A 25,870-nucleotide genomic window follows, 5' to 3' on the forward strand; every position below is an offset into this window, starting at 1 on the left:
GTGGACGACTTGTCGGGCGTCCTGGACGACGCCGAGTTCGTCGACGGCTCGCTGGTCGTCGACCCCGAAGGGGCACTGGACGCGACCTTGGACGGNGAGTCGATCGCGATCACCGGTTCGATCGAGCCGGGGCAGACGATCACGATCTCGTTCCAGGTGACGGTCTTGCCGGACGGTGAGCGCGGAGACGATCTGCTGGCGAACTTCCTGCTCGATCCGGGCGAGGACCCGCCGTCCGAGTGCACCGACGACAACGAGGACTGCACGGTCAACCCGATCTCCGACGTGGTCGCGACGAAGGACTCCGATCCGGTCGACGGCTCCGAGGTCGAACCGGGGCAGACGATCACCTACACGCTGACGTTCACCAACCGCGGCACCGGCACCGGCGAGGTCTCCTATGTCGACGATCTCGGCGACGTCCTGGACGACGCCGAATTCGTCGAGGTGACCTCCGTGGGCGACGGCCTGGAGGTCGAGGACCCGACGGACTCGGCGCTGACCGTGACCGGGACCCTCGAAGCCGGTGCGACCAGCACGGTCTCCTACACCGTGCGGGTGCTGCCCTACGAGGAGCAGGGCGACCATGTCCTGACCAACCACGTCACCTTGACCGGGATCGAGCCTCCGAGCGAATGCGACGAGGACGACCCGACGTGCACCTCGCACCCGTCCACGATCCCGCCGGAGCCCGCTCCGGAGCGGCCGGACCTGCCCCGCACGGGCCTGGACCTGGCGGTGCCGGTGCTCGGGGCCCTGCTCCTGATCGGCGCGGGCACGGTGCTCTACCTGTCAAGCAGAAGGCGGCGCCTCGGGAACCGCTGAACCGAGTGGGGCCGTTCCCGGCGCGCACGCGCCGGGAACGGCCCCGTCCGTATGCGCCGCCGATCCGATCGATCCGGTCGGCGTCGTAGGCCCGCGACACGGCCGTTTTGGAGGTTTCGGAGAAAAACTTCCCCCTAAAGCCGACATACGGCCGTTCGAGGTCGTGGGGGGCCTACAACGATGGCACGAAGCGGGTAGTCCGGCGGTGGCGGCGGTGCCACAGGCTTGCCCGCATGAACACTTCCGACGCATTCTCCGCCGGCGACCTCCTCCAGCCGGTCTTCCTCCTCGCCGTCCTCGGCGTCGCATCCTTCGCCCTCACCGCCAAGAACGTCACGCACCGCGCCCTGGCCTGGGGCGTCATGTACGCCTGCTGGCTCACCGCGATGTGCTCCGGGAGCGGGTCCGCCTTCGGGGCGGTCATCTTCGTGGTGCTGCTCGCCGTCCCGCCCCTTGCGCTCGTCCTGGTGTCCTGGCGGCTGCCCCGCGGGCGGCGCGACACCGTCACCGCCGAGATCGGACTGCTGATCCTCATCGCGATCGAGCAGTGGATGGTGGGCTTCATCAGCAGTTTCGACAATTCCCCCGAAGCGCCGATCGAGACGCTGTTCTGGTTCCTCTTCCTCGCCGCGGCGTTCATCGCGGCCGCGATCCCGGTCCCGACCCGGCGCATCGCCTACGGCGCGGCGGCCCTCGCCTGCGTGCTCCTGGCCGTCTTCCGGGACGTGCTCCTGTGGTCGGAGACCGGGCAGCACCCGGACGTGCCCTTCAACGACGACCTGCTCGTCGCGGGCGTCTTCGTCGTCATCCCCGCGATCGGCACCCTGGCGCAGATCGCCTGGTGGGCATGGCGGCGCGCCTCCTCACGCAAGGCGTAGAGCACCCGTGCCCCTCCCGCACGCGGCCGAGGCCGCGTGCGGGAGGGGCTTTCGCATCCGGTCCGCCCGCTCTATGGCGCGGCCGGCGCCGTCGTCGGCTCGCCGAGCAGCCTCGGCGCTATGACGACGCGGTCGACGTTCGGGGCCCACGACTCGGCGCTGCCGAGCCGCAGCGGCTCGTCCGCAGTGGACAAGGTCACCGGGATCGTCCGCTCCCAGAAGCTGTCCCACGAGTAGGTGTACCGGAAGTGGGCGTCGCCGACCGGCTCGGTCCCCTCCCGCACCTCCAGCAGGCGATCGACCACCTGCGGGTTGTAGTCGTGGTCGCCCGACAGCTCCGCGTTCGCGTAGTGCACGGTCACGTCGTAGTCGCCCGGCGTGGCGAAACCCTCGCGGGCGATCTCGACCGCGTTCGCCTCCCCGTTCCCGATCCAGCCCACATAGGCCATCCCCGAGGCGTTGGAGCCGGTCTCCTCGGCGAGGGCCGTCACCGACGCCGCGCCGTGGAGGACGGCGTCCTCGGCCTCGATCGAGACGGCCGCCTCGTCGGCCTCGCGGGCGCGCACCGTCGTGAGCGACTCGACCACGGCCCCTTCGGGAGAGCTGAGCTCGATCTCGTTGACGCCCTCCACGAGGTGGACCCGCGCGGTCGACTGCCACCGCCCGGCCTCATCGGCGCTCACAGTGGCGGTCGGCGCGCCGCCGACGGCGAGGTCGACAGAGGAGGACCCTTCGGACGCCCAGTTCACGACGAGGTCGTAGTAGCCGGTCTCCATCGCCGTGGCGTACAGGTCCGCCCGGCCCTCGCCTTCGAGCGCGGCCCCGCCGCGGACCGGCGAGCGCTCGCCCCAGTCGAGTACCGCCCCGTTCTCGAGGCGGAAGCCCGAGGCCGGGTACGCCGTCGGCTCGCCCTCGCCGACCGAGGTCAGCGAGACCTTGTCCAAGGTGATGTCCGAGTTCGGCAGGACGGAGGTACCGTCCTCACTGGATCGGATCGACAGCGTGTGCTCACCCGCGGTCAGCTCGACGAGGACCTCGGCGCTGCCGCGGTACTGCCACCGGCTCCGCTCGTTGAGCGCGAGGTCGGCGGTGTACTGGATCGTCCCCGCCGACTCGTCGTCGACGAAGAGCGCGTGCCGTCCGGGGACGCCCGGCGCGCCGCCGATGACCTGGAGCCGGTAGGCGCCGTCGTGCGGGACCTCCACGGTCCACTCGGCGCGGGAGCCGACCTGGTTGAACGAGCCGACGTCCTGGCCGCCGGAGGCGAGGAACTGCCAGCCGTCGCCGCCCTGCGGGTCGTGCGCGTACACCTGCGCGTCGGTCAGCGCCATGTCCTCGGCCTCGATCGATGCCGTCCACGGCTGCGCGGCCGCCGCGGCCTCGACGTCGCGCGACTGGTCCGGCGTGATCACGAGCTGGTAGGCCGCGTACCGGTCGTAGGTCGGCACGTCGAGCTCCAAGGCGCCCTCCTTGAGTTCCGCGCCGTCGTAGGAGGCGACGACGCGCGGCGTGTCGGCCAGGCCCTCGGCGCCGGTCAGGGCGATCTCACGGATCTCGACGTCGACGCGGTCGCCGAAGACCGACTCGTCCAGACCGCTCAGATCGAGCGTGACATCGTTGTTCGTGCCTCCCCACAGGACGGTGGCGCGGCGGTTCTCCTCGTCGATCGCGCCGATGCCCTGGAGGGTGTCGACCGCGTTCGGCTCCGGCGGGGTCACCCGCACCGTCTCCGAGCCGGCGAGGTCGCCGTACCACTTGAACATCCACCAGCCGGCGTTCGCGCCGTTCGGCCGGGCGCTGTTGTCGGAGAAGTTGCCCGCGTAGTTCCAGTAGGCGGTCTGGGCGTCGACCTTGGTGTCCTCGAACATCGAGAACCACTGGACGAGCTGCCCCGGAACGCCCATGTCGCGCAGCATGCCGTACTCGGTGATGTTCACCGGGATCGGCTCGAGGCCGAGCGACGCTTCGAGCGCCCGGTAGTCGGCGAAGTTCTGCCGGTAGTTCGCGAGGTTGTCGATGCCGAGCTCGTGCCAGATGAAGACGTCCGGCAGCGAGCCGTGCTCCTGAGCGAAGGCCAGGTAGTCGGCGCTGCGCTCGGTCTGCCAGCGGCTGTCGCCCGGCCCGCCGATCCGCGCGTGCCCGAGGCCGTGGCGGTCCCAGACCTCCTGGATCTTCTCGTGCACGGCCTGCCAGTCGGCGAGGAACTGCTCCTTGTGCTGGGCCCAGTCCGGGTACCAGATCCAGTCGGGTTCGTTGTAGGGGATGAAGACGTAGTCCTCGGGGCGGTCGGAGCCGGTCGCGACGGCCTCGGCGACGAACTCGACGACTTCGAGGTAGTCCCACACGCCGTTGGCGCCCTCGGTGTAGGTGCCGTTCGACAGGTCGTAGGCGCGGGCGTCGCCGGGGCGCACGCCGCCGTGGTAGGGCCAGTCCGGGTAGTAGTCCTGGACGTAGATGTACATGTCCTCGCCGTGCTTGTCGAAGAAGCCGTCTTCGACTGCGATCGCGTCGCCGGACGGGTGCTGGGTACCGTAGGGCGCCTTCTGGGACACGTTGGTGATGTGGGCGCCGTTGATCAGGTTCTGCGTCGGCGCGCCCTCGTCGCCGAGGCCGTAGAGCGTGCCGGTCGCGCCGCCGCGGAAGTGGCCGGTGCGGTCGGCGAAGTCCACCTGGAGCACCTCGGGCTCCGCAGCGGAGGCAGGTGGGCCCGTCGAGGCGGTCACGGCGGTCGCCGCGACCGCCGCCGCGCTGAGTGCGGTCATCAGTCTCCTCATCGATCAGTCCTCTCGTCATTGAGACACGGAAGGTCGACTCTTGATCGTCGATTGACCGTATCGAGTTTTGATATCGATTTCAAGACTAAACTTGAAATCGATTTCAGATCGGGCTATGGTTTCGCCTGAAATCGCTGCCGCGCGAACCGACGCCGGCAGCAGCGGAGACAGGCGCAGACAAGGGGTGTCGTGACCGAACAGTTGTCTTGGGGCAGTTCCCGACTCGGTTTCCGATTCGAGTGGGGCGCCGACGCGCCCGTCGCCGTCGCCGCCGTGGCGCTCGGCGGCGAGACCTTCGACGTCCACGCGGTGCCGCTCGTGGAGGTCCTGACCGCCGACCGGGGCCGCCTGCCGGCCTCCGACCGCTTGGCCCACACCGAGCTCGGAACGCGGCTGCGGTACGTCGGGCACACGGGGGAGGACCACGACGGCGGGCGCAGACTCGTCGTCCGGCAGGCCGCCGACGGCGTGGAAGCGGACATCACCCTGGAGATCCTCGACCGCGCCGACGCGGCGGTCCGCTCCCGGGTCGAGGTCCGCGCCACCGGCGACCGGCCGCTCGTGCTCCGCTCGGTCGCGTCCTGGTCGATGGGCTTCACCGGGCGGGACGCCCCCGGCGACGCCTTCGCCGGCTGGGAGCGGATCGTCGGCACCGGCGACTGGCTCGGCGAAGGGCGCTGGACGCGCCTGCCGCTCCGCGGACCCGACTTCCCCGAGCTCGCAGAGGACCTCACCGGGCAGAACCCGCGCGGCGCCTGGGCCGTCACCTCCGACGGCACCTGGTCGACGGGACGGCACCTGCCGGTCGGCGGCGTCGAATCCGCGAAGACCGGACTCGCCCTCCTCTGGCAGATCGAGCACAACGGCGCCTGGCGCTGGGAGATCGGCGAGGACACCGGCGGCGGATACGTCGGCCTCTCCGGCCCCACCGACGCCGACTCGGCGTGGACGCGCCTGCTCCGTCCGGGCGAGTCCTTCACGACGGTCCCCGCGACCGTGGCCGCCGGGCCGGACTTCGAAGGCGCCCTCGCCGCCCTCACCGACTTCCGCCGCGCGGCGCGGCGCGCCCACCCCGACAACGCCGCCATGCCCGTGGTCTTCAACGACTACATGAACACCCTCGACGGCGACCCGACCACCGAGAAGCTGCTCCCGCTCATCGCCGCCGCCGCCGCAGCGGGCGCCGAGATCTTCTGCATCGACGCCGGCTGGTACGACGACAGCGGCAACTGGTGGGACACCGTCGGCGAGTGGACCCCGTCCACGACCCGCTTCCCCGGCGGCCTCGGCGAAGTCGTCGACGCCATCCGAGGCGCGGGCATGGTTCCCGGCCTCTGGCTCGAACCCGAGGTCGTCGGCGTCCGCAGCCCCGTCGCCGACGCCCTTCCGCGCGAGGCGTTCCTGCTGCGGCACGGCCAGCGGATCGTCGAGCACCACCGCTACCACCTCGACCTGCGCCACTCCGCAGCCGCGGCGCACCTCGACGGCGTCGTCGACCGGCTCGTCGCCGACTTCGGCATCGGCTTCTTCAAGTTCGACTACAACGTCAACCCCGGCCCGGGCACCGACCACGACGCCGACAGCGTCGGCGACGGCCTCCTAGGGCACAACCGGGCGCACCTGGCCTGGCTCGACCGGCTCCTCGACCGCCACCCCGGCCTGGTCGTCGAGAACTGCTCCTCGGGCGCGATGCGCATGGACTTCGCGATGCTCTCGCGCCTGGCCATGCAGTCCACCTCGGACCAGCAGGACTACACCAAGTTCCCGCCGATCGCCGCCGCCGCGCCGATCGCGCTCCTGCCCGAGCAGGCCGCCAGCTGGGCCTACCCGCAGCCCGGCATGTCCGACGAGGAGGTCGCCTTCTGCCTCGTCACCGGACTGCTCGGCCGCTTCTACGTCTCCGGCCACCTCAACCGGATGAACGAGCGGCAGCGCCGCACCGTCGCCGCCGCCGTCGCCGCCGCGAAGACGCTGCGCGCCTCCATCGCGAGCGGCCACCCGCACTGGCCCGCCGGGCTCCCCGGCTGGACCGAGCCGTGGATCGCCCTCGGCCTGAGCGGACCGGACGACGAACTCGTCTCGGTCTGGCGCCGCGGCGGGCCGTCCGCGACCGAACTGCGCTTCCCGCACCTCACCGGCAGGGACGTCACCGTCACCACGGTCTTCCCCGCCGAGCTCCCCGAATGGAAGACCGCATGGGACTCCTCCACCGGGACCCTCGCCGTGCAGGCCGGCGACGCCGAGACCGCCGCCCGCACCCTGCGACTCACCACCGATTCCCCAGCCCTTCGACAGAAGTAGGAGCAATGCAATGAAGAACAGGTTCCGCACCGCGCTGGCGCTCGCCGCCGCGGGCGCGCTGGCCCTCACCGGGTGCTCCGACCCCGGCACCGGCACCGAATCGAACGGGCCGGTCGACTGGCCCGCCCAGGACGCCGACCTGGCCGGCACCACCCTCACCATCTGGGCCGCCCAGAACTCCAACACCGTGCCCGAGAGCGTCATCGCGGGCTTCGAGGAGCTCACCGGCGCCGAGGTCGAGGTCGTCACCATTCCCGACCCGTACGAGCAGGGCGTCCAGACCAAGGTCGCCACCGGCGACAAGCCCGACCTCGCGTTCTGGCAGCCGACGGCCTCGCAGCTGACCGCGCTCAACGCCTCCCAGAACCTCCAGCCGCTCGACGACGCGCCCTGGCTCGACGCCTACAGGCCCGAGCTGCGCGACATCACCGGCACCCTCGACGGCACCCGCTACGCCGCGCTCATCACGACCCCGGCCGTGCAGGGCGTCTACTACAACAAGGAGGTGTTCGCCGAGCACGGGATCACCGAGACCCCCACCGACTGGGACTCCTTCATCCAGCTCGCCCGCGACCTCAAGGCCGAGGGCGTCACCCCCTTCCACGAGATGGCCGCCGACCGCTGGGGCACCCAGTGGTGGGTCCAGGTGCAGCTCGCCGACGCCGCCGCCGACGGGCTCTGGGACCGGGTGAACGCGAACGAGGAGCAGTTCACCGACGAGACCGTCCAGGGCGCCATCGAGACCTACCAGGGCCTCATCGAGGAGGGCCTGTTCAACGAGGACATCAAGACGGCCACCTTCGAGGACCAGGGCGCAGCCCTGCTCGCCGGGGACGCCGCGATGGTCATGCAGGTGAACTCCTTCTTCGGGCAGCTCCAGTCGCTGGCCGACACCGCCGAGCTCGACCAGAAGATCGGCTTCTTCCCGATCTCCCCGTCGGGCAACGTCGGCACCTTCATCCCCGACCAGTCCAACGCGCTGGTCGCCTTCAAGACAGGCGACGCCGACCGCGAGGCCGCCGCCCGCCAGCTCCTCTCGTACTGGCTCGGCGACGGCTACGAGGACTTCGTCGCCGCGCAGTCGACCGTGTCGCTCCAGACCGGCGTCGAGACCCCGGCGGACGTGCCCCAGGCGCTGCTCGCCGTCAGCGACTCGCTCGCGGACTCGGTCGGCTCCATGCAGGCCCTGGCGATCGCCAACCCGGACCTGTACATCTACCTGGCCGACATGATCCAGGGCACGAAGACGCCCGCCGAGGTCGCCGAGGCGACCCAGGCCCAGTTCGAGGAACTGGCGAAGGCCCAGGGCGCCGAAGGCTTCTAGCGAAGGTCGCGGGGGCGCCGCCGCCGCGCCGGCGGCCCCACGGCGACGCTTGCGAGCCGTCCATCGGCACGGCCGACGCCCCCGCGACGCACCTCCAGGAAAGGCATCACCGCATCGTGTCAACGAACGTCATGCTCCCCAAGGGGACGGCGCGCCGACGCAGCGACCATCCGCTGTGGTTCCTGATCCCCGCGCTCGTGATCCTCGTCGTGTTCTTCTTCGTCCCGACGGTGTTCAACTTCGTCTACGCGTTCACCGACTGGTCGAGCTTCAAGAGCGCCATCAACTTCGCCGGAGTCGACAACTTCACCTCGCTGTTCTCCAACGGCACCTTGCTCAACTCGCTCAAAGTGACCCTCGTGTACGCCGTGCTCGTCGCGTTCTTCCAGAACGCCTTCGGCCTCGGCCTCGCGCTCCTGCTCGAACGCGACACCATGGTCAACCGCGCCGTCAGGGTCGCCTTCTTCATCCCGGTCATCATGTCCGCGCTCGCCGTCGGCTACATCTTCCAGGCGCTCCTCAAACCCGACGGCGCCCTCAACGGCATCCTCGGCGCGGTCTTCGGCACCTCCGTGTCGATCCCCTGGCTCGGCAGCACCACCTGGACGATCGTCGTCGTCGCCGTCGTCCACGCCTGGAAGTGGATGGGCCTGTCCATGCTCATCTACCTCGCCGGGCTCAAGACGATCAACGAGGACGTCCTCGAAGCGGCGCGCCTCGACGGCGCGAATCGCTGGACCATGTTCCGCGCCATCAGGTTCCCGCTGCTCGCACCCGCCGTGACGTTCAACGTCGCGACCGCCCTCCTCGGCTCGATGAACGGCTTCGACATCGTCCAGGCCACCACCGAGGGCGGCCCCGGCGGCACGACCGAGCTGCTGAACATCTTCATCTTCCGGACCTTCGGGCAGGGCCTGTTCGCCCAGGCCACCACCATGAGCCTCGTGCTCTTCCTGACGGTGACCATCCTCGCCTTCCCCGTGATCCGGTTCCTGCGCAAGAGGGAGGACGTGCTGTGACCGCCACCGCCACCACCGCGCCGACCCGAACGGCCGCCGCACCGCGGCGGGGGAAGCGCGCGCCGCGCCTGCGCGGAGCCGTCCAGCCGGTCGCCGCGATCCTCGTCGCGCTCCTCGTGCTCGGCGTCCCGTTCTGGCTCGTCGTCGCCACCGCCGCCAAGACCCAGGCCGAGGCCCTCGACCCGAACCTCGAGGCGCCCGGCGAATGGCGGCTGTTCGAGAACTTCGCGGCCGTGTTCGCCGACGGGCGCATGATGTCGGCGTTCTTCGGGAGCCTGCTCGTCATGGTCCCGGCCGTCGTCGGCGTCCTCGTCCTCGGCTCCATGGCCGCCTGGATCCTCGGCCGCCGCGGCGGCCGGCTCAGCGCCGCGATCTACGCCCTCGCCATCAGCGGCATCGTCCTGCCCCCGGCCGTGGTCACCATCGTGCTGCTGCTGCGCCAACTCGGCCTCGCCGGGACCGCGCTCGGCATGATCGGCGTCTACATGGGCATGTACCTCTCCACGGTGATCTTCTTCGTCACCGGCTTCGTGCGCACCATCCCGCCCGAACTCGAAGAGGCCGCCCGCGTCGACGGGGCCGGGCCCGTCAGAGTCTTCGGGCTCATCATCCTGCCGCTGCTGCGGCCGGTGCTCGCCACCGCGACCATCCTGATCTGCCTGTACATCTGGAACGACGTGTTCTACGCGCTGTTCGTCATCGGCGGGCGCATCGACACCCTCCCGCTCAACCTGTACCAGGTCGCCAGCGCCGGCCTCTATCTTCAGAACTGGCACCTGATCTTCGCCTATATCATCCTCATGAGCCTGCCGCTGCTGATCACCTTCGTGGTCGCGCAGCGCAGGATCATCTCCGGCATCACCAGCGGAGCGGTCAAGTGAGCACCAGGGAAGCAGCGGGCAGGGCGGGCATGAACTCCAGGAACCCGACGATCTCCGACGTCGCCGAGCGCGCCGGCGTGTCGGTCCCGACCGTGTCCCGCGTCCTGACCGGGGCCGCCCGGGTGAGCCCGGCGAAGCGGGAGCAGGTCGAGGCGGCCATCGCGGAGCTGAACTACCGGCCCAGCGCGGCGGCCCGCGTGCTCGTCTCCCGCAAGTCCCAGACGATCGCCGTCATCGCGGGCAACACCTCGCGGTACGGCTACGCCGAGACCATCCGCGGCATCGAGATAGCGGCCCGCGCCGAGGGCTACACGGTCATGATCACCGTCGTCGAGAGCGCCGACGAGGACGAAGTGGACCGAGCGGTCTCGGCGACGCTGACGCAGGCGCTCGCCGGGGTCATAGTGCTCAAATTCGACCCGCCCGGCGTGGCGGCCCTGGGGAGGCTCTCGACCGACCTCCCCGTCGTCGCCCTCTCCGGCACGCGCGAGACCGGCCTGCGGCAGGCCGTGCTCGACGAGGCCAGCGCCGCCGAGGAGCTGACCGACCACCTGCTCGGACTCGGCCACGAGACGGTGCACCACGTCCGCATCCCGCCCTCGCGCCGAGTCGACGGGCGCACGACCGGATGGCGCCGCGCCCTCCGCAGGGCGAAGGCGCCGATCCCGCCGCTCCTCGACGCGACGTGGCTGCCGCGCAGCGGCGTCGGGATCGGACACGCCCTCGCCGAGGACCCTAGCGCCACCGCCGTCTTCTGCGGCAACGACGAGATCGCCATGGGCGTCATGCGGGGCCTCGCCGAGAAGGGGCTCCGCGTACCCGAGGACGTCTCGGTGGCCGGATTCGACGACCATCCACTCGCGGAGCTGTGGTCGCCGCCGCTGACGACGGTGGAGCAGGACTTCGCGGGCCTGGGCCGCCGGGGCTTCCAGCTGCTGCTGGAGGCCCTCGACGGCACCGGCGTCCGCCTCTACTCCTCGGAGCGGCCGCGGCTGGTGTTCAGGGAGAGCACCGCCGCCCCGAAGGCCCGCTCCTGAGCGGTCACTCGCCGAGGACCTTGCGCAGGGTCGCGGCGAAGGCCTCGGGGTCGCTGGTCTGGCCGTACTCGCCGCCGAGGAAACCGCCGTGGTCGCCGGGGAAGACGACCGCTTCGTCACCGAGCCGCTCGGCCGTGAACCGCGCGGCGCGGGCGGCCAGAGTCTGACCCGATTCGGCCCCGACGGCGATCACGACGCGGGTCGAGGCGGCCCGCAGCGCGTCGAAGTCGTATCGGTAGGCGTTGCACGTGACGATGTTCTGACCGGTGAGGGGGTCGTCGCGGGAGCCGTCGTCCTCACTCGGCAGCCCGAAGGCGGCGGGGTCGGGCGCGGGCTGCTTCGCGAACTCCTCGGTGATCGGGCCGTCGTGGGAGACCAGCACGATGAACTTCGCCATCGCCGGACCGAAGCCCGAATCGAGGTAGGTCCGTCGGAGGTCCTCGCAGGCGGCCAGCACGGCCTCGCGGTCGGGCAGGTCCTGGGGCGCGGGCGGCTCGTGGGCGACCACGGTGCGCACCTGCTCGGGGTGGCGGGCCACCAGGGCGAGGGCGTTCACCGCGCCGCCGCTGGAGCCGAAGAGGTCCACCGGGCCGGTGCCGATCGCCGCGATCAGCCGGTGCAGGTCGTCGGCGTGCTCTTCGACCTCGGTCTGCTCGGCGTCGTCGGTGCGCTTGCTGCGTTCCGAGCCGCGGGGGTCGTAGGTGACGACCGTGCGGTCGGTGAAGTGCCCCGCGAGCGTCGCGAAGCCGGGCGCGGCCATCGGCGATCCGACCAGCAGCAGGGTCGGCTCGGTACCGGTGCCGCCTTCGCGGACGTCGTAGTGGAGGACGGCGCCGGGCGCCTCGACGGTGCGGCTCTGCGGTTCGGCCATGACTGCTCCTTCAGCGGTATTTGAGGTTCCAGTCATACAGACGAGGTGCGACGAACGGATTCATCGGCGCTCGCCGACTTCGCTCGACTACTGGGACACGATGGGCTCGACGGAGCTGCGGACCACCAGGTGGGTGCCGAGGACGGTGTGCGGCGGGGGACCGCCGTGCTTGGCGTGCTGGAGGGCGAGCCGCACGGCGGTGCGCCCGAGCTCCTCGTGCGGCTGGTAGACGGTGGTCAGGCCGATGTCCATCGCCGGGGGCAGGTCGTCGAAGCCGACCATCGAGATGTCCTCGGGCACGTTCAGGCCGCGCTCGATGATCGCCTGCCGGGCCCCGGCGGCGATCTGGTCGTTGCAGGCGAACACGGCGGTGAAGTCCCGCTCGCCGGAGGCGAGCCGCTCGGTCATCATCCGGTAGCCCTCGTGCCGCTCCAGCGTGCCCTCGACCTCCAGGTCCGGGTCGTGCGGCACGCCGTGCGCGGCCAGCGCCTTGCGGTAGCCCTCGATGCGGGCCTCGGCGGTGGTGTAGCCGACGCGGTGGCCGAGGAACAGGATCCGCTTGTGCCCGTTGGACAGCAGGTGGCTGGTGGCCGCGAAGGCGCCGCCGGTGTTGTCGTACTCCACGACCACGGCGGGCACGTCGGGGCCCAGCGGCGGGCGGCCGCACAGCACCAGCCGCGAGCCGATGGACGCCAGCGCGTGCGCGTACCGGCTCATCCGGGCCCGGTAGGCCTCGTCGGCCGCCACGTTGCCGACCAGGATCACCGCTTCGGGGTGCTGCTCGCGCATGAACTGCACCATGGCCAGCTCGCGCTCGGCGTCCCCGCCGGTGGTGCCGATCTGGCACAGCCGGTTGTCCTCGGCGGCCTGCGTCTCGACTCCCTGGGCGACGTGGGCGTAGTGCGGTGATATGACCGAGTTGACGATGATGGCGATGCTCTTGCGCGCATTGCCGACCAGGGCTCTGGCATGGCTGTTGGCGACGTAGTCCAGCTCTTCGACGGCCCGCATGACCTTGCTGCGGGTGGCCGGGGCGGCGGGGTAGCTGCCGGACAGGATCCGGGAGACGGTGGCGACCGAGACTCCAGCCCGCTCGGCCACCTCGCGGATGGTCGTGTGGCGCGTGCCCTTGCCCGAGTCGTTCGGCTTCCGCGCCACCGCACCCACCTTTTGTTAAAACGTCGCAATAACGGTTACAGAAACAATGATTCCCGCTCGCCCCGGGAGTGTCAAGCGGGGGCCGACGCCACAGGCGGCACGTCACCGCCGTGGCGCCGGCCGCTCCGCCGCTCGGCGCGGGCTCACTGCTCGGCGGCGAACAGGGTCTCGGCTTCGGTGAAGAAGAGATCGGCCGCCTCGGCGTAGTCCATCTCGCCGTACTGGACCTGCTCGTAGATCTCCATGAACTTGGCCTCGACCCCGCCGGCGGCCGCCGGCGGGACCGGCGGCGCCGGCTTGATGTAGTCCTTGACGCTCTCCTCGTAGTCGAGGATCGCCTGGGAGTACTCGTCGATCTCGACGTTCTCCAGCCCGGCGGTGGTGGACGGGATGCCGCGGTTGGTGCCGAGGATCGCGATGGCCTCAGGATCGGTCAGGAAGAACTCGATGAACTTGGCGCTCTCCTCGGGGTACTCGGTGTTGGCCCCGATCACCAGCTGCATCGACGGCTTCAAGTAGATCCCGAGGTTGTCGGGGTCGCTCGTGGGCGGGGGCGCCAGCTTGAGCTCCCCGCCGAGGTCGGCCACGGTCGGGGCGATGCCGCTCAGGGCGCTGTCCCAGCGGAACTGGGAGGCGATCGCGTCGGCGGCCATGCCGTCGCCGCCGGTCCATTCGGCCATCTCCTCGGCCGAGGGGACGTGGTCCTGCGCGATGAGGTCGGCGGGCATGCTCCAGTACTCGATGAGCTGGTCCTTGGTGAAGCCCAGCGACTTGAGGTCCTCGGAGTAGAAGGCGCCGCCCTGCTGGTGCAGCCACATCTCCATGTAGAGGTAGGAGCGGGCCCAGTCCTCGGCTCCCCACTTGCCCTCGCCGAGGGCGGTGCTCAAGGTGGCGACGGCGTCCATGTAGTCGTCCCAGCTGTGGCCGACCTCGGGCGCGGGGATGCCGTGCTCGGCGAACCAGTCGGCGCGGTAGATCATGCCGGTGGTGTTGGCGGCGACCGGGACCGCGACGAGCTCGTCGTTCAGCCGCCCCGGGTCCAGCAGGGTCGGGTCCCGGAAGGCGGCGGTGTCGATCAGGTCGTCGAGGGGCAGCAGCATGCCGTTCTCGGCGAACTGGCGCAGGCGCGGGTAGTCCATCTGGAACACGTCGGGCAGATCGCGGGAGGCCATGCGGCCGGTCAGGCTCTCCCACAGCTCCGCGTAGCCGTAGAAGTTCGTCTGGACCTTGATGCCCTCGTTCTTCTGCTGGAACAGCTCGGCGGCCTGCTGGGTGAGGTCGGCGCGGACGTCGTCGCCCCACCATTCGAAGCTGATGGTGATCGGGTCGTCGGCGGTCCCGGCGGGGCCGTCGTCCCCGCAGGCGGCCGTGGCGCCCACCGCGGCGGCGGCCGCGGCGCCCGCCAGGACGCTTCGGCGGCGGATCGGATAGCGGTTCATCGTTGGTGCTCTCCTTCTTGCAGAGGGGTCCCGCTTGCGCGGGCCGTCACGTCGAGCGGTCGGGGCCCGCCGTTTAAATCGTTTTAACTTTTGGTTTCGCCACCATAGAACGCGCTTTCCGAAGCTGTCAAGGCCCGCTCCGTAACGTTTCAGTGGCGGGCTTCGAGGTGTCCGCGCGTGCTCGGGCGCCCGTCCGCCGAGTTCGCCTCGGCGGACGGGCGCCGCGCCACCGGACCGATGCGGCCCGCCGCGGTGCTCCGCGGCGCTCGCCCGGTCAGTAGGTGATGTTCGGCGTCTCCGGCTCGTCCATGCCCTCGCCGAGGAAGTAGTCGACGTGGTGGGACTGCATGTAGCCCTTGACGGTCATGTCGTTGCGGTAGGCAGGGTTGTGCGCCAGGGTGTACAGCCCGATGTCGCTCGGCCGGTCGGTGGTGAACACGATCAGCTCGTCGTACTCCCCGTTCGGCAGGACGACCTCCTCGCGCCAGTCGCCGAAGACGTCGGCGATGAGCGCGGGCTGGCCACGCGGCCCGACGACGCCGCCGTAACCCCAGGTGGACTCCAGCCTCGGCAGGCTGCCGGAAGGGGCGGGGTTCTCCCAGTCCCATTCCTCGATCTTGCCGTCGTTGAACAGCTCCAGGGTGACGTCGCCGTCCCACCACAGGCCCATCTGCGGCCACGGCGCGTTGCCGGAGTCGGTGGTGAGCTGGTCGGTGGGGCCGTTGTAGAGCCCGGAGAAGGACCAGGTCTCCATGCCCGGGAAGCGGGGATCGATGTCGCCGGCCATGCCGCGGCCGACATCGGCCGGGCCTCCGTAGTGCTCCCATATCAGCTCGCCGGTGGCGGCGTCGTAGTAATACTCCAGCAGACCGCTGGGGTTGTTCTGCTGCACGCCGTAGCCTTCCAGGCCCGGGCGGCTCGGGTCGATGTCGGCGATGTGGAAGCGGTCGCCGTGGACGACGCCCTGGTCGGTCATCGAGTACCGCAGGGTGCCGTCGCCGTTGAGCACGAATCCGATGTCGGCGTACTCGTCGGTGCCGTCGCCGTCGACGTCGATGCAGCGGCTGTTGTGCCCGTCGGGGATATTCTGGTTGCCGCGCAGCCATTTCCACTGCATGGAGACTTCGCCGCCGTCGAAGTCCCAGGCGGTCATCATGAGGTTGAAGCCGCCGTCGCCGATCCGGTTCTTCAGGAAGGCCACGAGGCTCGGCGTCTGGCCGTCGAGGTAGCAGGTGGCGAACCGCGCGTACATCGGACCGTCGGCGACGTAGTCGGTCGGGATCGGTGCCGCGTCCCGCAGCGCCCCGGTCTGGCCGTCGATCATGGCGATGAACTGCTCGGTGTCGTCGTCGTGGGAGAAGGTCTCGCCGTCGCCGAAGGTGACGCCGTTGGCGATGCGCACCGCGACCTCGGAGCGGCCGTCGCCGTCGAAGTCGTAGACGGTGACGCCGTCGTTGTGGCCCACGTCGATCGTGGCCGAGCCGCCCTCGATGTTGTCGCGGTCGACGCTGTTGGGGCCCATGTCGACCGACCAGAGGAACTCGCCGTCGCCGGTGTAGGCCTCGATCTGCTGGTGGGGAGTGCCGTGCCGGTCGACCACGTAGTCGTACTCGCCGTCGCCGTCGAGGTCGCCGACCCACGCGAACTGGATCGTGCCGCCGTCGCGCAGGGGGATCCGGACCGCGGGCTCGTCGGCGTGGTTCGCGCTCAGCGCGAACTCGCCGCTCGGATCCTGCTCCTGCCCGTCGACCACCGGGGCCACCCGGTAGGCGTTGGACCGCGAGGGGTCGACGGCGGTGTCGAGGTAGTTGGTGCCGCCGGTCAGGACCTCGCCGTTGATCCGCTCCCATGAGCCGCCGTCGGTCGAGCGGTAGACGTTGAAGCCGATGCCGTCGGGGTCCAGGCCCAGCAGGCGCCAGGAGACCAGGACGTCGTCGCCGTTGCGCACGGCCACGACCCCGCGGCCGAGATCTTCCATCTGCCTTCCGGTCTGCGCGGGCGCGGCGTCGGATTCGGCGTCGTCCGCTCCGGCGGTGGTGGTGCCGACCGCGAAGGCCGCCGAGGCGGCCAGGAGGCCGACGGCGGCCGTCGCGGTCCAGCGTTTCGTAAACGTTTTCACTATAACTCCAAAGATGCCGGTTGAAGTTTGGGTTGAATCGTTCTAACCTCGTTTCGATCAGCCGCACTCGCGCGCGGCGGACGCCCGGGTCATCGGCGCTCTCGCGTTCGAACACGACGAGGCGCATTGTTCCACACATCTAAACATAGACGTTTATAGATTACAAGAGGGCATTGAACTGCAATTACTGAGCACGAGCTGCTGTTCTTGTGATGTTTGAGGCTCTTGTGAATCGGCTGGGTGGCGGCTGGGGACTCCATTCGCGCCCGTGCGTCGGCGTCTCGGATCACGATCCTCGGTTGACTGGCGATCGACGCATGGCTATATTGAAGCCTCGAGAAGTTAAAACGATTTAACCGGCGTTGAGCCGGAACCCCTTTGGGAGGAACCATGTCCGACCCTTCACCGGACCTCGAAACCACCCCCTCCGCCGACGAGACGCTCGGCGGGCTCAGCCGCCGCAGCGTCCTCGCCACCGGCACCGGCGTCGCCGCGGCCGCGGTGCTGCTCGACTCCGCCGCCGCCCACGCCCAAGGCGACGCCGGCGGCGAGTCCGTCCCCGAGTCGGTCGAGCTCACGTGGCTCGAAGGCGCCCCTGCCGAGTCGCCGGGATCGACCTGGGGCGTGCCCTGGGCGAAGGGCACCTTCGGCGAAGACCAGCGGTTCCAGATGGTCGACGAGTCCGGCGCGGCGATCCCGGTGCAGACCTGGCCGCTGGCGTACTGGCCCGACGGCTCCCTGAAATGGACCGGCCACGCCATCGGCCCCGCCGCCAAGGCCGAGACCTTCACCCTCTCGGCCGGCGAGCCCGCCGCCCCGGCCTTCGCGGTCTCGGTCTCCGAGTCCCGCAAGCACATCGACGTCAACACCGGGGTCGTCACCGCCCGCATCGGCAAGGACGGCACCGACCTCATCAAGCACATCAAGCGCGGGAACCGCACCATCGTCAAGAGCGGACACCTGGTCAACATCACCCAGGACGAGGCCCCCGACCCCGAGACCGGATCGGTCAGCCGCGACCGCTACGAGAGCCGGGTCGAAGAGGTGACCGTCGAGCAGGACGGGCCCGTCCGGGCCGTGATCCGCGTCGAAGGGCACCACCGCAAGACCACCGGCCGCGACAAGTCGTGGCTGCCGTTCACCGTCCGCCTGTACTTCTACGGCGGCGGCGAGTCCTTCCGCATGGTCCACAGCTTCGTCTACGACTCCGAGGGCGAGGACGCGTTCATCGCCGGGCTCGGCGTGCGCTTCAAGGTCGCGCTCACCGACGAGCTCTACGACCGGCACGTCCGCTTCGTCGGCGAAGGCCACGGCCAGCTCACCGAAGCCGTCAAGGGCATCACCGGCCTGCGCCGCGACCCCGGCGCGGCCGTGCGCGCCGCCCAGATCGCGGGCCAGGCCCTGCCCGACCCGGCCACATGGGACCAGCGGGTGACCACGCGCCTGCACTGGATCCCCAACTGGGGCGACTACTCGCTCACGCACCTGACCAGCGAGGGCTTCGCGATCAAGAAGCGCACCAAGGAAGGCCACGCGTGGATCCCGGTCGACCAGGGCCGCCGGGCGTCGGGCTTCGGCTACGTCGGCGGGGTCTCGGGCGGCTTCGGCTTCGGCATGAAGGACTTCTGGCAGCGGCACCCCACCGGGCTCGACATCCGAGACGCCCACACCGACGAGGCCACCGTCACCGTCTGGATGTGGTCACCCGAGGCGCAGCCGATGGACACCCGCTTCTACCACGACGGCATGGGCCAGGACACCTACGAGAAGCAGCTCGACGCCCTCGAGATCACCTACGAGGACTACGAGCCGGGCTTCGGCACCCCCTACGGGGCGGCCCGCACCTCAGAGCTCCTGTTCTGGGTCACCGACGCCACCCCGAGCGCGGAGCGCCTGGGCGCCATGGCCGACGCCGTCCGCGCCAACCCGCAGGTCGTCGCCCCGGCCGAGCACATGAGCGCCGTCGGCGCCTTCGGCGGGCTCTTCGGGCCGGTCGACCGCTCGACCCCGGTCAAGTCCGACGTCGAGGACATGATCGACTTCCTGTTCGAGCACTACCGGACCGAGCAGGACCAGCGGCACTGGTACGGCTTCTGGGACTTCGGCGACATCATGCACTCCAAGGACGGCGACCGCAGGATCTGGCGCTACGACGTCGGCGGCTACGCCTGGGACAACTCCGAGATCTCGCCCGACCAGATGTTCTGGATGGCCTACCTCCACACCGGCCGCGCCGACATGTTCCGCTTCGCCGAGGCCATGACCCGCAAGACCAGCGACGTCAACTGCTACCACCTCGGCGAGTGGACCGGCCTGGGCACGCGCCACGGCGTCCAGCACTGGGGCGACTCGTCCAAGCAGGTCCGCGTCTCCAACGCGAACTACCGCCGGTACTTCTACTACCTGACCGCCGACGAGCGCACCGGGGACATCCTGCACGTGCTCTCCAGCAGCGAGGAGACCGCGCTGGTCCTCGACACGGGCCGCAAGATCCGCGGCCCCGAGGACCCGTGGGTGCCCGACCGCAACGCGATCGACATCGGCTTCGGGACCAGCTGGGCCGCGCTGGTGGCCGCCTGGCTGACCGAGTGGGAGCGGCGCGGACCGGACTGGGAGTTCTGCCGCGACAAGGTCCTGGGCACCATGGAGACCATCGCCGCCCAGCCCAACGGCTTCGCCCAGGGCTCGGCGCTGTACGACATGGACACCGGCAGGTACCACATCGCCGAGGAGCCCGTGGTCGAGCGCTCGAACCTCTCCAACTCCTTCGGCCGCATCGAGATCTGCGCCGAGCTCATCCAGCAGGTCGACATGCCCGCGTTCGAGGAGGACTGGCTCCGCTACTCCCGCTTCTACACCGCGGGCCGGGAGGCCCAGGAGGAGGAGTACGGCGGCCGCTTCGGCGACCTCTTCCTCGCCTCCTACGCCCGCGCCAACGCCTTCGTCTACGCCCGCAGCGGCGACCAGTCCCAGGCCGAGCATGCCTGGCACGTCTTCCGCAACTCCGAGGAGTCCCCGTCCTACGCGCACGGGCCCCGGGAGACCGAGACCGTGGACGAGACGCTGAACCCCGTCCAGTGGTGGCCGGACGGCGGCACGAACGACATCTCCCAGTACGGGCTGGCCGCGATCCAGATCCTCCACCTCGCCCGCGACTTCGCCCCCGAGGAGTAGACCACCGATCCGGCGGGGCGGCAGAGAGGGGCCGCCCCGCCATTCCCTCGAAGTCCGTTCAGGCGGCGAAGAGCCGTTCGAGCGCCGCCTCACCGGCGGGCTTCCAGGTCGGTTTGCCGCCGTCCCAGCCCATCTCACCGGCGTGGCCGACCTCGAGGAGCAGCAGGCATCCGATCAGCGCCCATCCGCGCGAACGGCGGACCGTGTGCTCATCGGCCCCGGCGTACGCCGCGAAGCACCGCTCGGCCGCACCGTCGGGCAGCAGCAGCCACGCGGCCGCGAGGTCGGCGGCCGGGTCGCCGGCGCACAGCTCGCCGAAGTCGATCACGCCCGCCAGGGTGCCGTCGGCGACCACGGCGTTCGCCGGGTGCAGGTCGCCGTGCAGCCACACCGGCGGCCGGTCCCACGCGTCGGCGGCGACCGCGTCGTCCCAGACCTCCCGCATCCGGGCGAGAGTCGCACCGGAGGCCGCGTTCTGAACGCGCCGCTCCACCTCGGCGGTGAGCCGTTCGAGCGGCACCCCCCGGATCGGGCTGCTCGGAGCGTCGCCGGGCGCCTCCCGGTGCAGGGCCGCGAGGAATCCCGCCAGCGCCTCGGCCGCGTCCGGGCCGCGGTCGATCGGGGCCCTGTCGGCCGGTTCGCCCGCCACCCAGGTGGTCACGATCCAGGTCTCGGGGAACCGCTCCGAGGGCTCGCCGCGCCGGACGGGGACCGGCACCGGCAGGGGGAGGCGGGGGGCCAAGGCCGGCAGCCACCGGTGCTCCTTCTCGAGCAGAGCCGACGCCCGCTCGGTGCGCGGCAGTCGGACCGCCAGGTCCTCGCCCAGGCGCCACATCTGGTTGTCCCAGCCGCCGTCCACGAGGCGGAGCTCCAGATCGGCCAGGTCCGGGTGCTGCTCCTTCAGCAGCGAGCGGACGAACTCCTCATCGAACACCAAGTCACTCAAACGAAAGCCTCCTCGTCTCGGCGTCAGAGCCTACCCGACCGGCCCGCCCGCGAAATGCCCTTGCGGGCCGCGACGGGCGGCCATACGGTTGCCGGGTGCCGTCTCCCGCAACGCTCGCCGACATCGCCAGGCGCCACCGGGTCGATCCGAGCGCGGTCGTCGCCGCCCCGTTCCAAGGCGTGGCCAACCGGGTCTACTTCCTCGGCGACCGCCTCGTGCTGCGGATCGCGCGGCCCGAGTCCGCCGACGACCTGCGCAAGGAGGCGCTCGTGATCCCGGCGGCGGTGCGCGCCGGGGTGCGCACCCCCGAAATGGTCGCCTTCGACGACGGCGGCGAGCTGCCGCACATGGTGGTCAGACGGGTCGACGGCGTCGCGCCCGGTCTTCCCGCCGCACCGGACGACCAGCGGTGGCGAGCGGTGTACCGGCAGCTCGGAGCCGAACTGGCCGTCCTGCACGGCGGCGTCGACGCGCTTCCCGGCGTCCCGGTCGACACCGCCTCCGACCCCCGCCCGGACATCGCCGCGCTGGCCGAGTCCGGGTACCTCGGCGGCGACGTCGCCGACTGGCTCATCGGCTGGTTCGACCGGCTGGAGCCGCGGCTGCCCGCCGCGCCGCGCACCCGGCTGATCCACGGCGACGCCAGCCCCACCAACCTGCTCGCCGACCCGGACACCCGGCGGCTGGCCGCGATCCTGGACTGGGGCGACGCCGCCCTGGCCGATCCCGCGATCGAGTTCGCCAAGCTCCCGCTGCGCGCCGTGCCGCCGGTCCTCGAGGGCTATCTCGGCGAGGTCGACGAGAGCTGGGCCGCCCGTGTCCTGTGGCACCACCTGCACTGGGCGGTCGGCCGCCTCCCCACCCCGGCCGACCGGCACGCCGCGCATTGGAGCGCCCAACCGGGCAACCGGTTCCTGGAGACCGTGCGGTTCCTCCTCTCCGACCCGCCGCACCCCTGGCCCGAGCTGCGCTGAAGCGCACGCGGAAAGGACCACCGCATGTCCGCGCCGACCGCCACGGGCCCTCCGGCCGCAGGCGAGCGCTCGAAGCGGCGCCGCGCGCCGCAAGCCGTTCGCCGCCCGGATCCGGCCCTGGCAGACTGGGCGCCATGCCGAACGCTCTCACTCGCATCGCCCTCATCTCCGACGTGCACGGTAATCTCACCGCGCTCCGGGCGGTCCTGGACGACATCGAATCACGCGGCATCGACCGGATCGTCAACCTCGGCGACCTCATCGGCAAGGGCCCGCGCTGCGCGGAGGTCGTCGAGCTCGCCCGCGAACGGTGCGAGGCGCACGTCCAGGGCAACTGGGAGGCGTCCCTGACCGATCCCGACCGCCCGGCCGGGGACACGGTGGGCGACTGGTGGCTCGACCAGCTCACCGAGGAGCAGCGCAAGTGGCTGTGGGAACTGCCGTTCTGCCACGACTTCACCATGAGCGGCAGGAACGTCCGCGTCTTCCACGCCTCCGCCCAGAGCGTGTTCCACCGCGTGTTCTCCGACCGCGACGAGGACGAGTTCCTCGCCATGTTCGCGAACACCGAGGCCACAGGGGACGGACCGCTCCCGGACGTCGTCGGCTACGGCGACATCCACGAGCCCTATCTGGACTCCGGTGTGGGCGACCGCGTCCTGTTCAACGTCGGCAGCGTCGGCAACAACCTCTACGAGCCGACACCGGCCTACGCGATCATCGAGGGTGTTCACGGTTCGGCCGAGGCGGCCCCGTTCGCCGTCCAGTTCGTCCGCGTCCCGTACGACGTCGAGTCCGAGATCGCCTACGCGCGGCGGACCTCCATGCCCGCACAGGGCCCGTGGGAGGTCGAACTGCGGACCGGCGTCTACCGCGGCAGCCAGCAGGGCTGACGCCCGGTCGCGGCGAGGCCGCGGAACCGGCGCCCAGAAGAGGAAGTGTCCCTCCCTTTGCCTCCAGTATAGGCCCCGCCGAATCCGGCGCAGTCCACACCGGGTCGCCCGCGGCGAACCGCGGATGCTGCACAATTGCGCGCTGGACCGGGAAAACCATCGGGGACGGGAGTCACGGAATGCGTATGATGCTGGCGACCTACGGGTCGCGGGGAGACGTCGCACCACTGGTGGGACTCGCGGCGGCGCTGCGGACGCACGGCTCGGACGTGCTGGTGAGCGCGCCGCCGGACGAGGAGTTCGAGAAGATGCTGAACGCCGTCGGCGCCTCGCTGGTGCCGATCGGCCGGTCGGCGCGGGAGCTGCTGGCCGAGGTGACGCCCGGCTCGCCGACGGACGCGCGCCGCATCGCCGCCGCGCTCGTCGAGATGCGGCTCGGCATGCTGGACACGGCCGCCGAATGCGACGCGCTGCTGGCGACCGGACTGCCGCCCGCCGGCGCGCGGGAGGCGGCCGAGCGGCTCGGCATCCCCTACGTGTTCGCGGCCTTCGCGCCGGGCTTCCTGCCCACGCCGCACCAATCGCCGCCGCGACTGCCCGGCAAGCCGTTCCCGCCCGGCGCCGACAACCGGAGGAAGTGGGAGGTCTACGCCGAGAACCTGTACGCGCTGTACGGCGAGCCGCTCAATGCCGCGCGGGCCTCGCTCGGCCTGCCGCCGGTCGACGACCTCGTCGGGCACATCTTCACCGACCGCCCGTGGCTGGCGGCGGACCCGGTCCTGGCCCCGTGGCCGGAAGGGCGGGAGCTCGGCGTCGTGCAGACCGGCGTGTGGTTCGCCCCGGACGAACGACCGCTCCCCGAAGAGCTGGAGGCGTTCCTGGACGCCGGCGAACCGCCGGTGTACGTGGGCTTCGGCAGCATGCCCGTGCACGTCCTGAAGGGAACCGGCGAGGCGGCCGTCCGGGCGGTCCGCGCCCAGGGCCGCCGCGTGCTCGTCTCGCGCGGCTGGGCCGAGCTGGGCCTGATCGACGGCGCGGACGACTGCCTCGCCGTCGGCGAGACCAACCACCGCGCCCTGTTCCGCAGAGTGGCCGCGGTCGTGCACCACGGCGGCGCGGGCACGACGGCCACCGCCGCCGCGGCCGGGGCTCCGCAGCTCGTGGTGCCGCAGATAGGGGACCAGCCGTACTGGGCCGGCCGTGTCGCGGAGCTCGGCATCGGCGCGGGCTGCGACGGCCCGACGCCGAGCTTCGAGTCCCTCTCGGCCGCACTCGAAACGGCGCTGAGCCCCGAGACCCGGGACCGGGCGGCGGCCGTGGCCGACCGGGTCCGCACCGACGGGGCCGCGGTGGCCGCGAAGCTGCTCATCGATCGCGTCCGGTGAGGTGAAGCCCTTGCACACCAGCACATTCGATCTTCCCGATCCCCTCTCCGGCAAGGCCGATCCGCAGCTGATCGCCGACGACGAGCGGCATTTCGCCGCCGTCGCGGCGAACCTGGAGGAGACGATCGCCGAACTGTCCGACCGCCTCGACCGCGCCCGCCGAGCGCCCGGCGGCACGGGTCAGGCGGCACTGGACCGGGACCAGGAGATCCACCGCCTCACCGCCCGCCCTGCGCCGCTTCGGCCTCGACCTGTGCCTCGGCAGGATCGTCCACGCGGACGGGCCCGGAGCTCGCGAAGGGACTCGAGTTCGACCTGGTCGTCCTGATCGAACCGGAGTCGTTCGGCGAGGGCGTCGAAGCGGCGGTCGACCGCCGCGTCGCGATGACCAGGGCGACCCAGAAGCTCGTCGTCCTCACCGGCCCCTGAGACGTCAGCGCTCCGAAGCGCCAGGGGCCTCGGAGGCGACGCGGTCCCAGCACCGCAGGACGGCCTCGGCCGAGACGGCGACGTCCTCGGCGGTCGTCGAGGCGTCGCAGACGCTGATGCGCATGGCGCGGCGACCCCGCCAGACCGTGCCGCCCGCCCAGCAGGTGCGGTCGGCCTGGACGGCGGCGACGACCGCGTCGGTGGTCGCGTCGTCGCCGAACCGCACGAGCACCTGGTTGAGCGCGGTCGGGACGAGGACGTCCGCGCCCGCCGCGCCGAGCAGGCCCGCCATGCGCTCGGCGTGGCCGCAGAGCCGGTCGACCAGATCGGCGACGCCGTTGCGGCCCAAGGCGGCCAGGATCGCCCAGACCTCGGCCCCGCGGGCGCGCTGGGACATCTGGAGGCTCAGGTGCGCGCCCGCGCGTTCGGCGCCGCCGTCGAGGTAGGCGGCGCTGAAGGCCATGGCGCGGCGCAGATCGGCCGGGTCGCGGCAGACCGCGATCCCCGAGTCGTAGGAGGCGTTGAGCCACTTGTGCGCGTCGGTGGCCCACGAGTCGGCCAGCTCCACGCCGTCCACGAGGTGCCGCCGCGCCTCGGAGGCGCCGGCCCACAGCCCGAAGGCGCCGTCGACGTGCACCCAGCCCCCTTCCTCGCGGACGGCCGGGACGAGCCGGTCGAACGGGTCGCTGTGGCCGGTGTTCACGTTGCCGGCCTGGAGGAGCACGAGCGTCAGGCCGTCGACGGGCGGGAAGCGGTCGACGCGCACCCTGCCGTGCTCGTCGGTGGGTGCCGATTCGATCTGCCTCGTGCCGACGCCGATGGCGCGCAGCGCCTTCGCCACCGAGGCGTGGATCTCCGCCGAGGCGACCACCCGCAGGGGCGGCGCCCCGGCCAGGCCGCGCTCGGCGACGTCCCATCCGGCGCGGTGCAGCAGCGCGTCGCGCGCGGCGAGGAGGCACGTCAGATTCGCGATCGAGGCGCCGGAGCAGAAGGACGCGACCGCCGTCTCCGGCAGGCCCAGCAGCCGGAGGCACCAGCGGGCGGCGATCTCGTCGAGCAGGGCCGCGATCGGCGACATGACCGGCAGCGCGACGTTCTGGTCCCAGGCGCCGAGGAGCACCGACGCCGCGGCCGCGGCCGGATCGGTCCCGCCGGTGACGAAGCCGAAGTACCGGCCGCCGGTCGAGGCCACGGTGGCCGGCGAGCCGAGCTCGTCGAGCAGCGCCACGACCTCCTCGGACTCCATGCCGGCGTCGCCGAGCTCGCGCGGGATCCGGTCGAGGCCGCGCAGCGCCGCCTCGCTCGGGAACACCTCGCGCTCCCGGCTCGAGTCGACGTACCTCGCCGCTCGGCGCGCGGCGTCGAGGAGGAGCTCGGCCTTCGCCGTGCGCGGTTCGGGGGCATGCGGATCGGATGTCATGGCCTCAGTCTAGGAAGGCGAAG

18 protein-coding genes and 1 pseudogene are annotated in these 25,870 nt (G+C 71.1%); 12 read left to right on the forward strand and 7 right to left on the reverse strand.

Going from position 1 to position 25,870, the window contains the following annotated elements; translation table 11 throughout:
* Positions 1-825, forward strand: a complete 825-nt coding sequence (locus YWW_RS36570; protein ID WP_081687739.1) for a DUF11 domain-containing protein — start codon at positions 1-3, stop codon at positions 823-825.
* 233 nt (positions 826-1,058) lie between these two features.
* The gene (locus YWW_RS0124285; RefSeq protein ID WP_026932121.1) at positions 1,059-1,703 is read left to right on the forward strand and encodes a hypothetical protein; all 645 of its coding nucleotides are present in this window, start codon (positions 1,059-1,061) and stop codon (positions 1,701-1,703) included.
* 71 nt (positions 1,704-1,774) lie between these two features.
* Here the strand turns inward: YWW_RS0124285 and YWW_RS0124290 are convergent, their stop codons facing one another.
* Positions 1,775-4,465, reverse strand: a complete 2,691-nt coding sequence (locus YWW_RS0124290; protein WP_211228681.1) for a carbohydrate-binding protein — start codon at positions 4,463-4,465, stop codon at positions 1,775-1,777.
* Between the two features lie 201 nt (positions 4,466-4,666).
* On the opposite strand from YWW_RS0124290, the gene YWW_RS0124295 reads away from it, so the two are divergent.
* The 5 genes from YWW_RS0124295 to YWW_RS0124315 all read left to right on the forward strand — a co-directional run bounded on the left by YWW_RS0124295 (position 4,667) and on the right by YWW_RS0124315 (position 11,039).
* On the forward strand, positions 4,667-6,778 hold the full coding sequence (locus YWW_RS0124295) for a glycoside hydrolase family 36 protein (RefSeq protein ID WP_026932123.1): 2,112 nt from the start codon (positions 4,667-4,669) through the stop codon (positions 6,776-6,778).
* Positions 6,779-6,788: 10 nt separating this feature from the next.
* Positions 6,789-8,102, forward strand: a complete 1,314-nt coding sequence (locus tag YWW_RS0124300) for an ABC transporter substrate-binding protein (protein ID WP_026932124.1) — start codon at positions 6,789-6,791, stop codon at positions 8,100-8,102.
* A gap of 131 nt (positions 8,103-8,233) precedes the next feature.
* The gene (locus YWW_RS0124305) at positions 8,234-9,121 is read left to right on the forward strand and encodes a carbohydrate ABC transporter permease (RefSeq protein WP_342673593.1); all 888 of its coding nucleotides are present in this window, start codon (positions 8,234-8,236) and stop codon (positions 9,119-9,121) included.
* Positions 9,122-9,189: 68 nt separating this feature from the next.
* Positions 9,190-10,002, forward strand: a complete 813-nt coding sequence (locus YWW_RS0124310; RefSeq protein WP_026932126.1) for an ABC transporter permease subunit — start codon at positions 9,190-9,192, stop codon at positions 10,000-10,002.
* The gene (locus YWW_RS0124315; RefSeq protein ID WP_211228682.1) at positions 9,999-11,039 is read left to right on the forward strand and encodes a LacI family DNA-binding transcriptional regulator; all 1,041 of its coding nucleotides are present in this window, start codon (positions 9,999-10,001) and stop codon (positions 11,037-11,039) included. Before YWW_RS0124310 ends, YWW_RS0124315 begins: the two co-directional genes overlap by 4 nt.
* A 4-nt stretch (positions 11,040-11,043) precedes the next feature.
* Here the strand turns inward: YWW_RS0124315 and YWW_RS0124320 are convergent, their stop codons facing one another.
* The 4 genes from YWW_RS0124320 to YWW_RS32790 form a co-directional block, all read right to left on the reverse strand.
* A complete protein-coding gene (locus YWW_RS0124320; protein WP_026932128.1) occupies positions 11,044-11,910 on the reverse strand; it encodes an alpha/beta fold hydrolase in 867 nt (288 codons plus the stop codon).
* Between the two features lie 87 nt (positions 11,911-11,997).
* A complete protein-coding gene (locus tag YWW_RS32785; protein WP_051326262.1) occupies positions 11,998-13,068 on the reverse strand; it encodes a LacI family DNA-binding transcriptional regulator in 1,071 nt (356 codons plus the stop codon).
* 143 nt (positions 13,069-13,211) lie between these two features.
* Positions 13,212-14,507: an ABC transporter substrate-binding protein gene (locus tag YWW_RS0124330; protein ID WP_026932129.1), complete on the reverse strand. Its 1,296-nt coding sequence runs from the start codon at positions 14,505-14,507 to the stop codon at positions 13,212-13,214.
* A gap of 274 nt (positions 14,508-14,781) precedes the next feature.
* Positions 14,782-16,626: a rhamnogalacturonan lyase family protein gene (locus YWW_RS32790; protein WP_051326263.1), complete on the reverse strand. Its 1,845-nt coding sequence runs from the start codon at positions 16,624-16,626 to the stop codon at positions 14,782-14,784.
* A 390-nt stretch (positions 16,627-17,016) separates the two neighbouring features.
* On the opposite strand from YWW_RS32790, the gene YWW_RS32795 reads away from it, so the two are divergent.
* On the forward strand, positions 17,017-19,800 hold the full coding sequence (locus YWW_RS32795) for an exo-rhamnogalacturonan lyase family protein (RefSeq protein ID WP_051326264.1): 2,784 nt from the start codon (positions 17,017-17,019) through the stop codon (positions 19,798-19,800).
* Positions 19,801-19,858: 58 nt separating this feature from the next.
* On the opposite strand, the gene YWW_RS0124345 is transcribed toward YWW_RS32795, so the two are convergent.
* Positions 19,859-20,746 carry a phosphotransferase gene (locus YWW_RS0124345; protein WP_026932130.1) on the reverse strand — a complete coding sequence of 296 codons (888 nt, stop codon included), beginning with the start codon at positions 20,744-20,746 and terminating at the stop codon, positions 19,859-19,861.
* A 95-nt stretch (positions 20,747-20,841) separates the two neighbouring features.
* Here YWW_RS0124345 and YWW_RS32800 point away from each other — a divergent pair, with 95 nt between their 5' ends.
* The 4 genes and pseudogenes from YWW_RS32800 to YWW_RS38150 form a co-directional block, all read left to right on the forward strand.
* Positions 20,842-21,720 (forward strand): phosphotransferase family protein, encoded by an 879-nt coding sequence (locus tag YWW_RS32800; protein ID WP_035705053.1) that lies wholly within the window; start codon positions 20,842-20,844, stop codon positions 21,718-21,720.
* Positions 21,721-21,854: 134 nt separating this feature from the next.
* Entirely contained in the window at positions 21,855-22,613 is a 759-nt protein-coding gene (locus YWW_RS0124355) for a metallophosphoesterase family protein (RefSeq protein WP_035702427.1), read from the forward strand.
* A 179-nt stretch (positions 22,614-22,792) separates the two neighbouring features.
* Positions 22,793-23,998 (forward strand): nucleotide disphospho-sugar-binding domain-containing protein, encoded by a 1,206-nt coding sequence (locus YWW_RS0124360; protein ID WP_026932132.1) that lies wholly within the window; start codon positions 22,793-22,795, stop codon positions 23,996-23,998.
* Between the two features lies 1 nt (position 23,999).
* Positions 24,000-24,285, forward strand: a pseudogene (locus YWW_RS38150) (AAA family ATPase); the annotation flags it as partial.
* Between the two features lie 146 nt (positions 24,286-24,431).
* Here the strand turns inward: YWW_RS38150 and YWW_RS32805 are convergent.
* Positions 24,432-25,847 carry a pyridoxal phosphate-dependent decarboxylase family protein gene (locus YWW_RS32805; RefSeq protein ID WP_051326265.1) on the reverse strand — a complete coding sequence of 472 codons (1,416 nt, stop codon included), beginning with the start codon at positions 25,845-25,847 and terminating at the stop codon, positions 24,432-24,434.
* Positions 25,848-25,870: the final 23 nt, after the last annotated feature.

This window comes from Glycomyces tenuis DSM 44171 (assembly GCF_000427885.1).
GTDB classification, from domain to species: Bacteria; Actinomycetota; Actinomycetes; order Mycobacteriales; family Micromonosporaceae; genus Glycomyces; species Glycomyces tenuis.

Bases quoted from the DNA above. Each gene is read 5' to 3' on its own strand.
- YWW_RS0124355 (WP_035702427.1), top strand. From the start codon at position 21,855: ATGCCGAACGCTCTCACTCGCATCGCCCTCATCTCCGACGTGCACGGT.
- YWW_RS0124360 (WP_026932132.1), top strand. From the start codon at position 22,793: ATGCGTATGATGCTGGCGACCTACGGGTCGCGGGGAGACGTCGCACCA.
- YWW_RS0124300 (WP_026932124.1), top strand. From the start codon at position 6,789: ATGAAGAACAGGTTCCGCACCGCGCTGGCGCTCGCCGCCGCGGGCGCG.
- YWW_RS0124285 (WP_026932121.1), top strand. From the start codon at position 1,059: ATGAACACTTCCGACGCATTCTCCGCCGGCGACCTCCTCCAGCCGGTC.
- YWW_RS0124305 (WP_342673593.1), top strand. From the start codon at position 8,234: ATGCTCCCCAAGGGGACGGCGCGCCGACGCAGCGACCATCCGCTGTGG.
- YWW_RS0124330 (WP_026932129.1), bottom strand. From the start codon at position 14,507: ATGAACCGCTATCCGATCCGCCGCCGAAGCGTCCTGGCGGGCGCCGCG.
- YWW_RS32795 (WP_051326264.1), top strand. From the start codon at position 17,017: ATGTCCGACCCTTCACCGGACCTCGAAACCACCCCCTCCGCCGACGAG.
- YWW_RS0124320 (WP_026932128.1), bottom strand. From the start codon at position 11,910: ATGGCCGAACCGCAGAGCCGCACCGTCGAGGCGCCCGGCGCCGTCCTC.
- YWW_RS32805 (WP_051326265.1), bottom strand. From the start codon at position 25,847: ATGACATCCGATCCGCATGCCCCCGAACCGCGCACGGCGAAGGCCGAG.
- YWW_RS0124290 (WP_211228681.1), bottom strand. From the start codon at position 4,465: ATGACCGCACTCAGCGCGGCGGCGGTCGCGGCGACCGCCGTGACCGCC.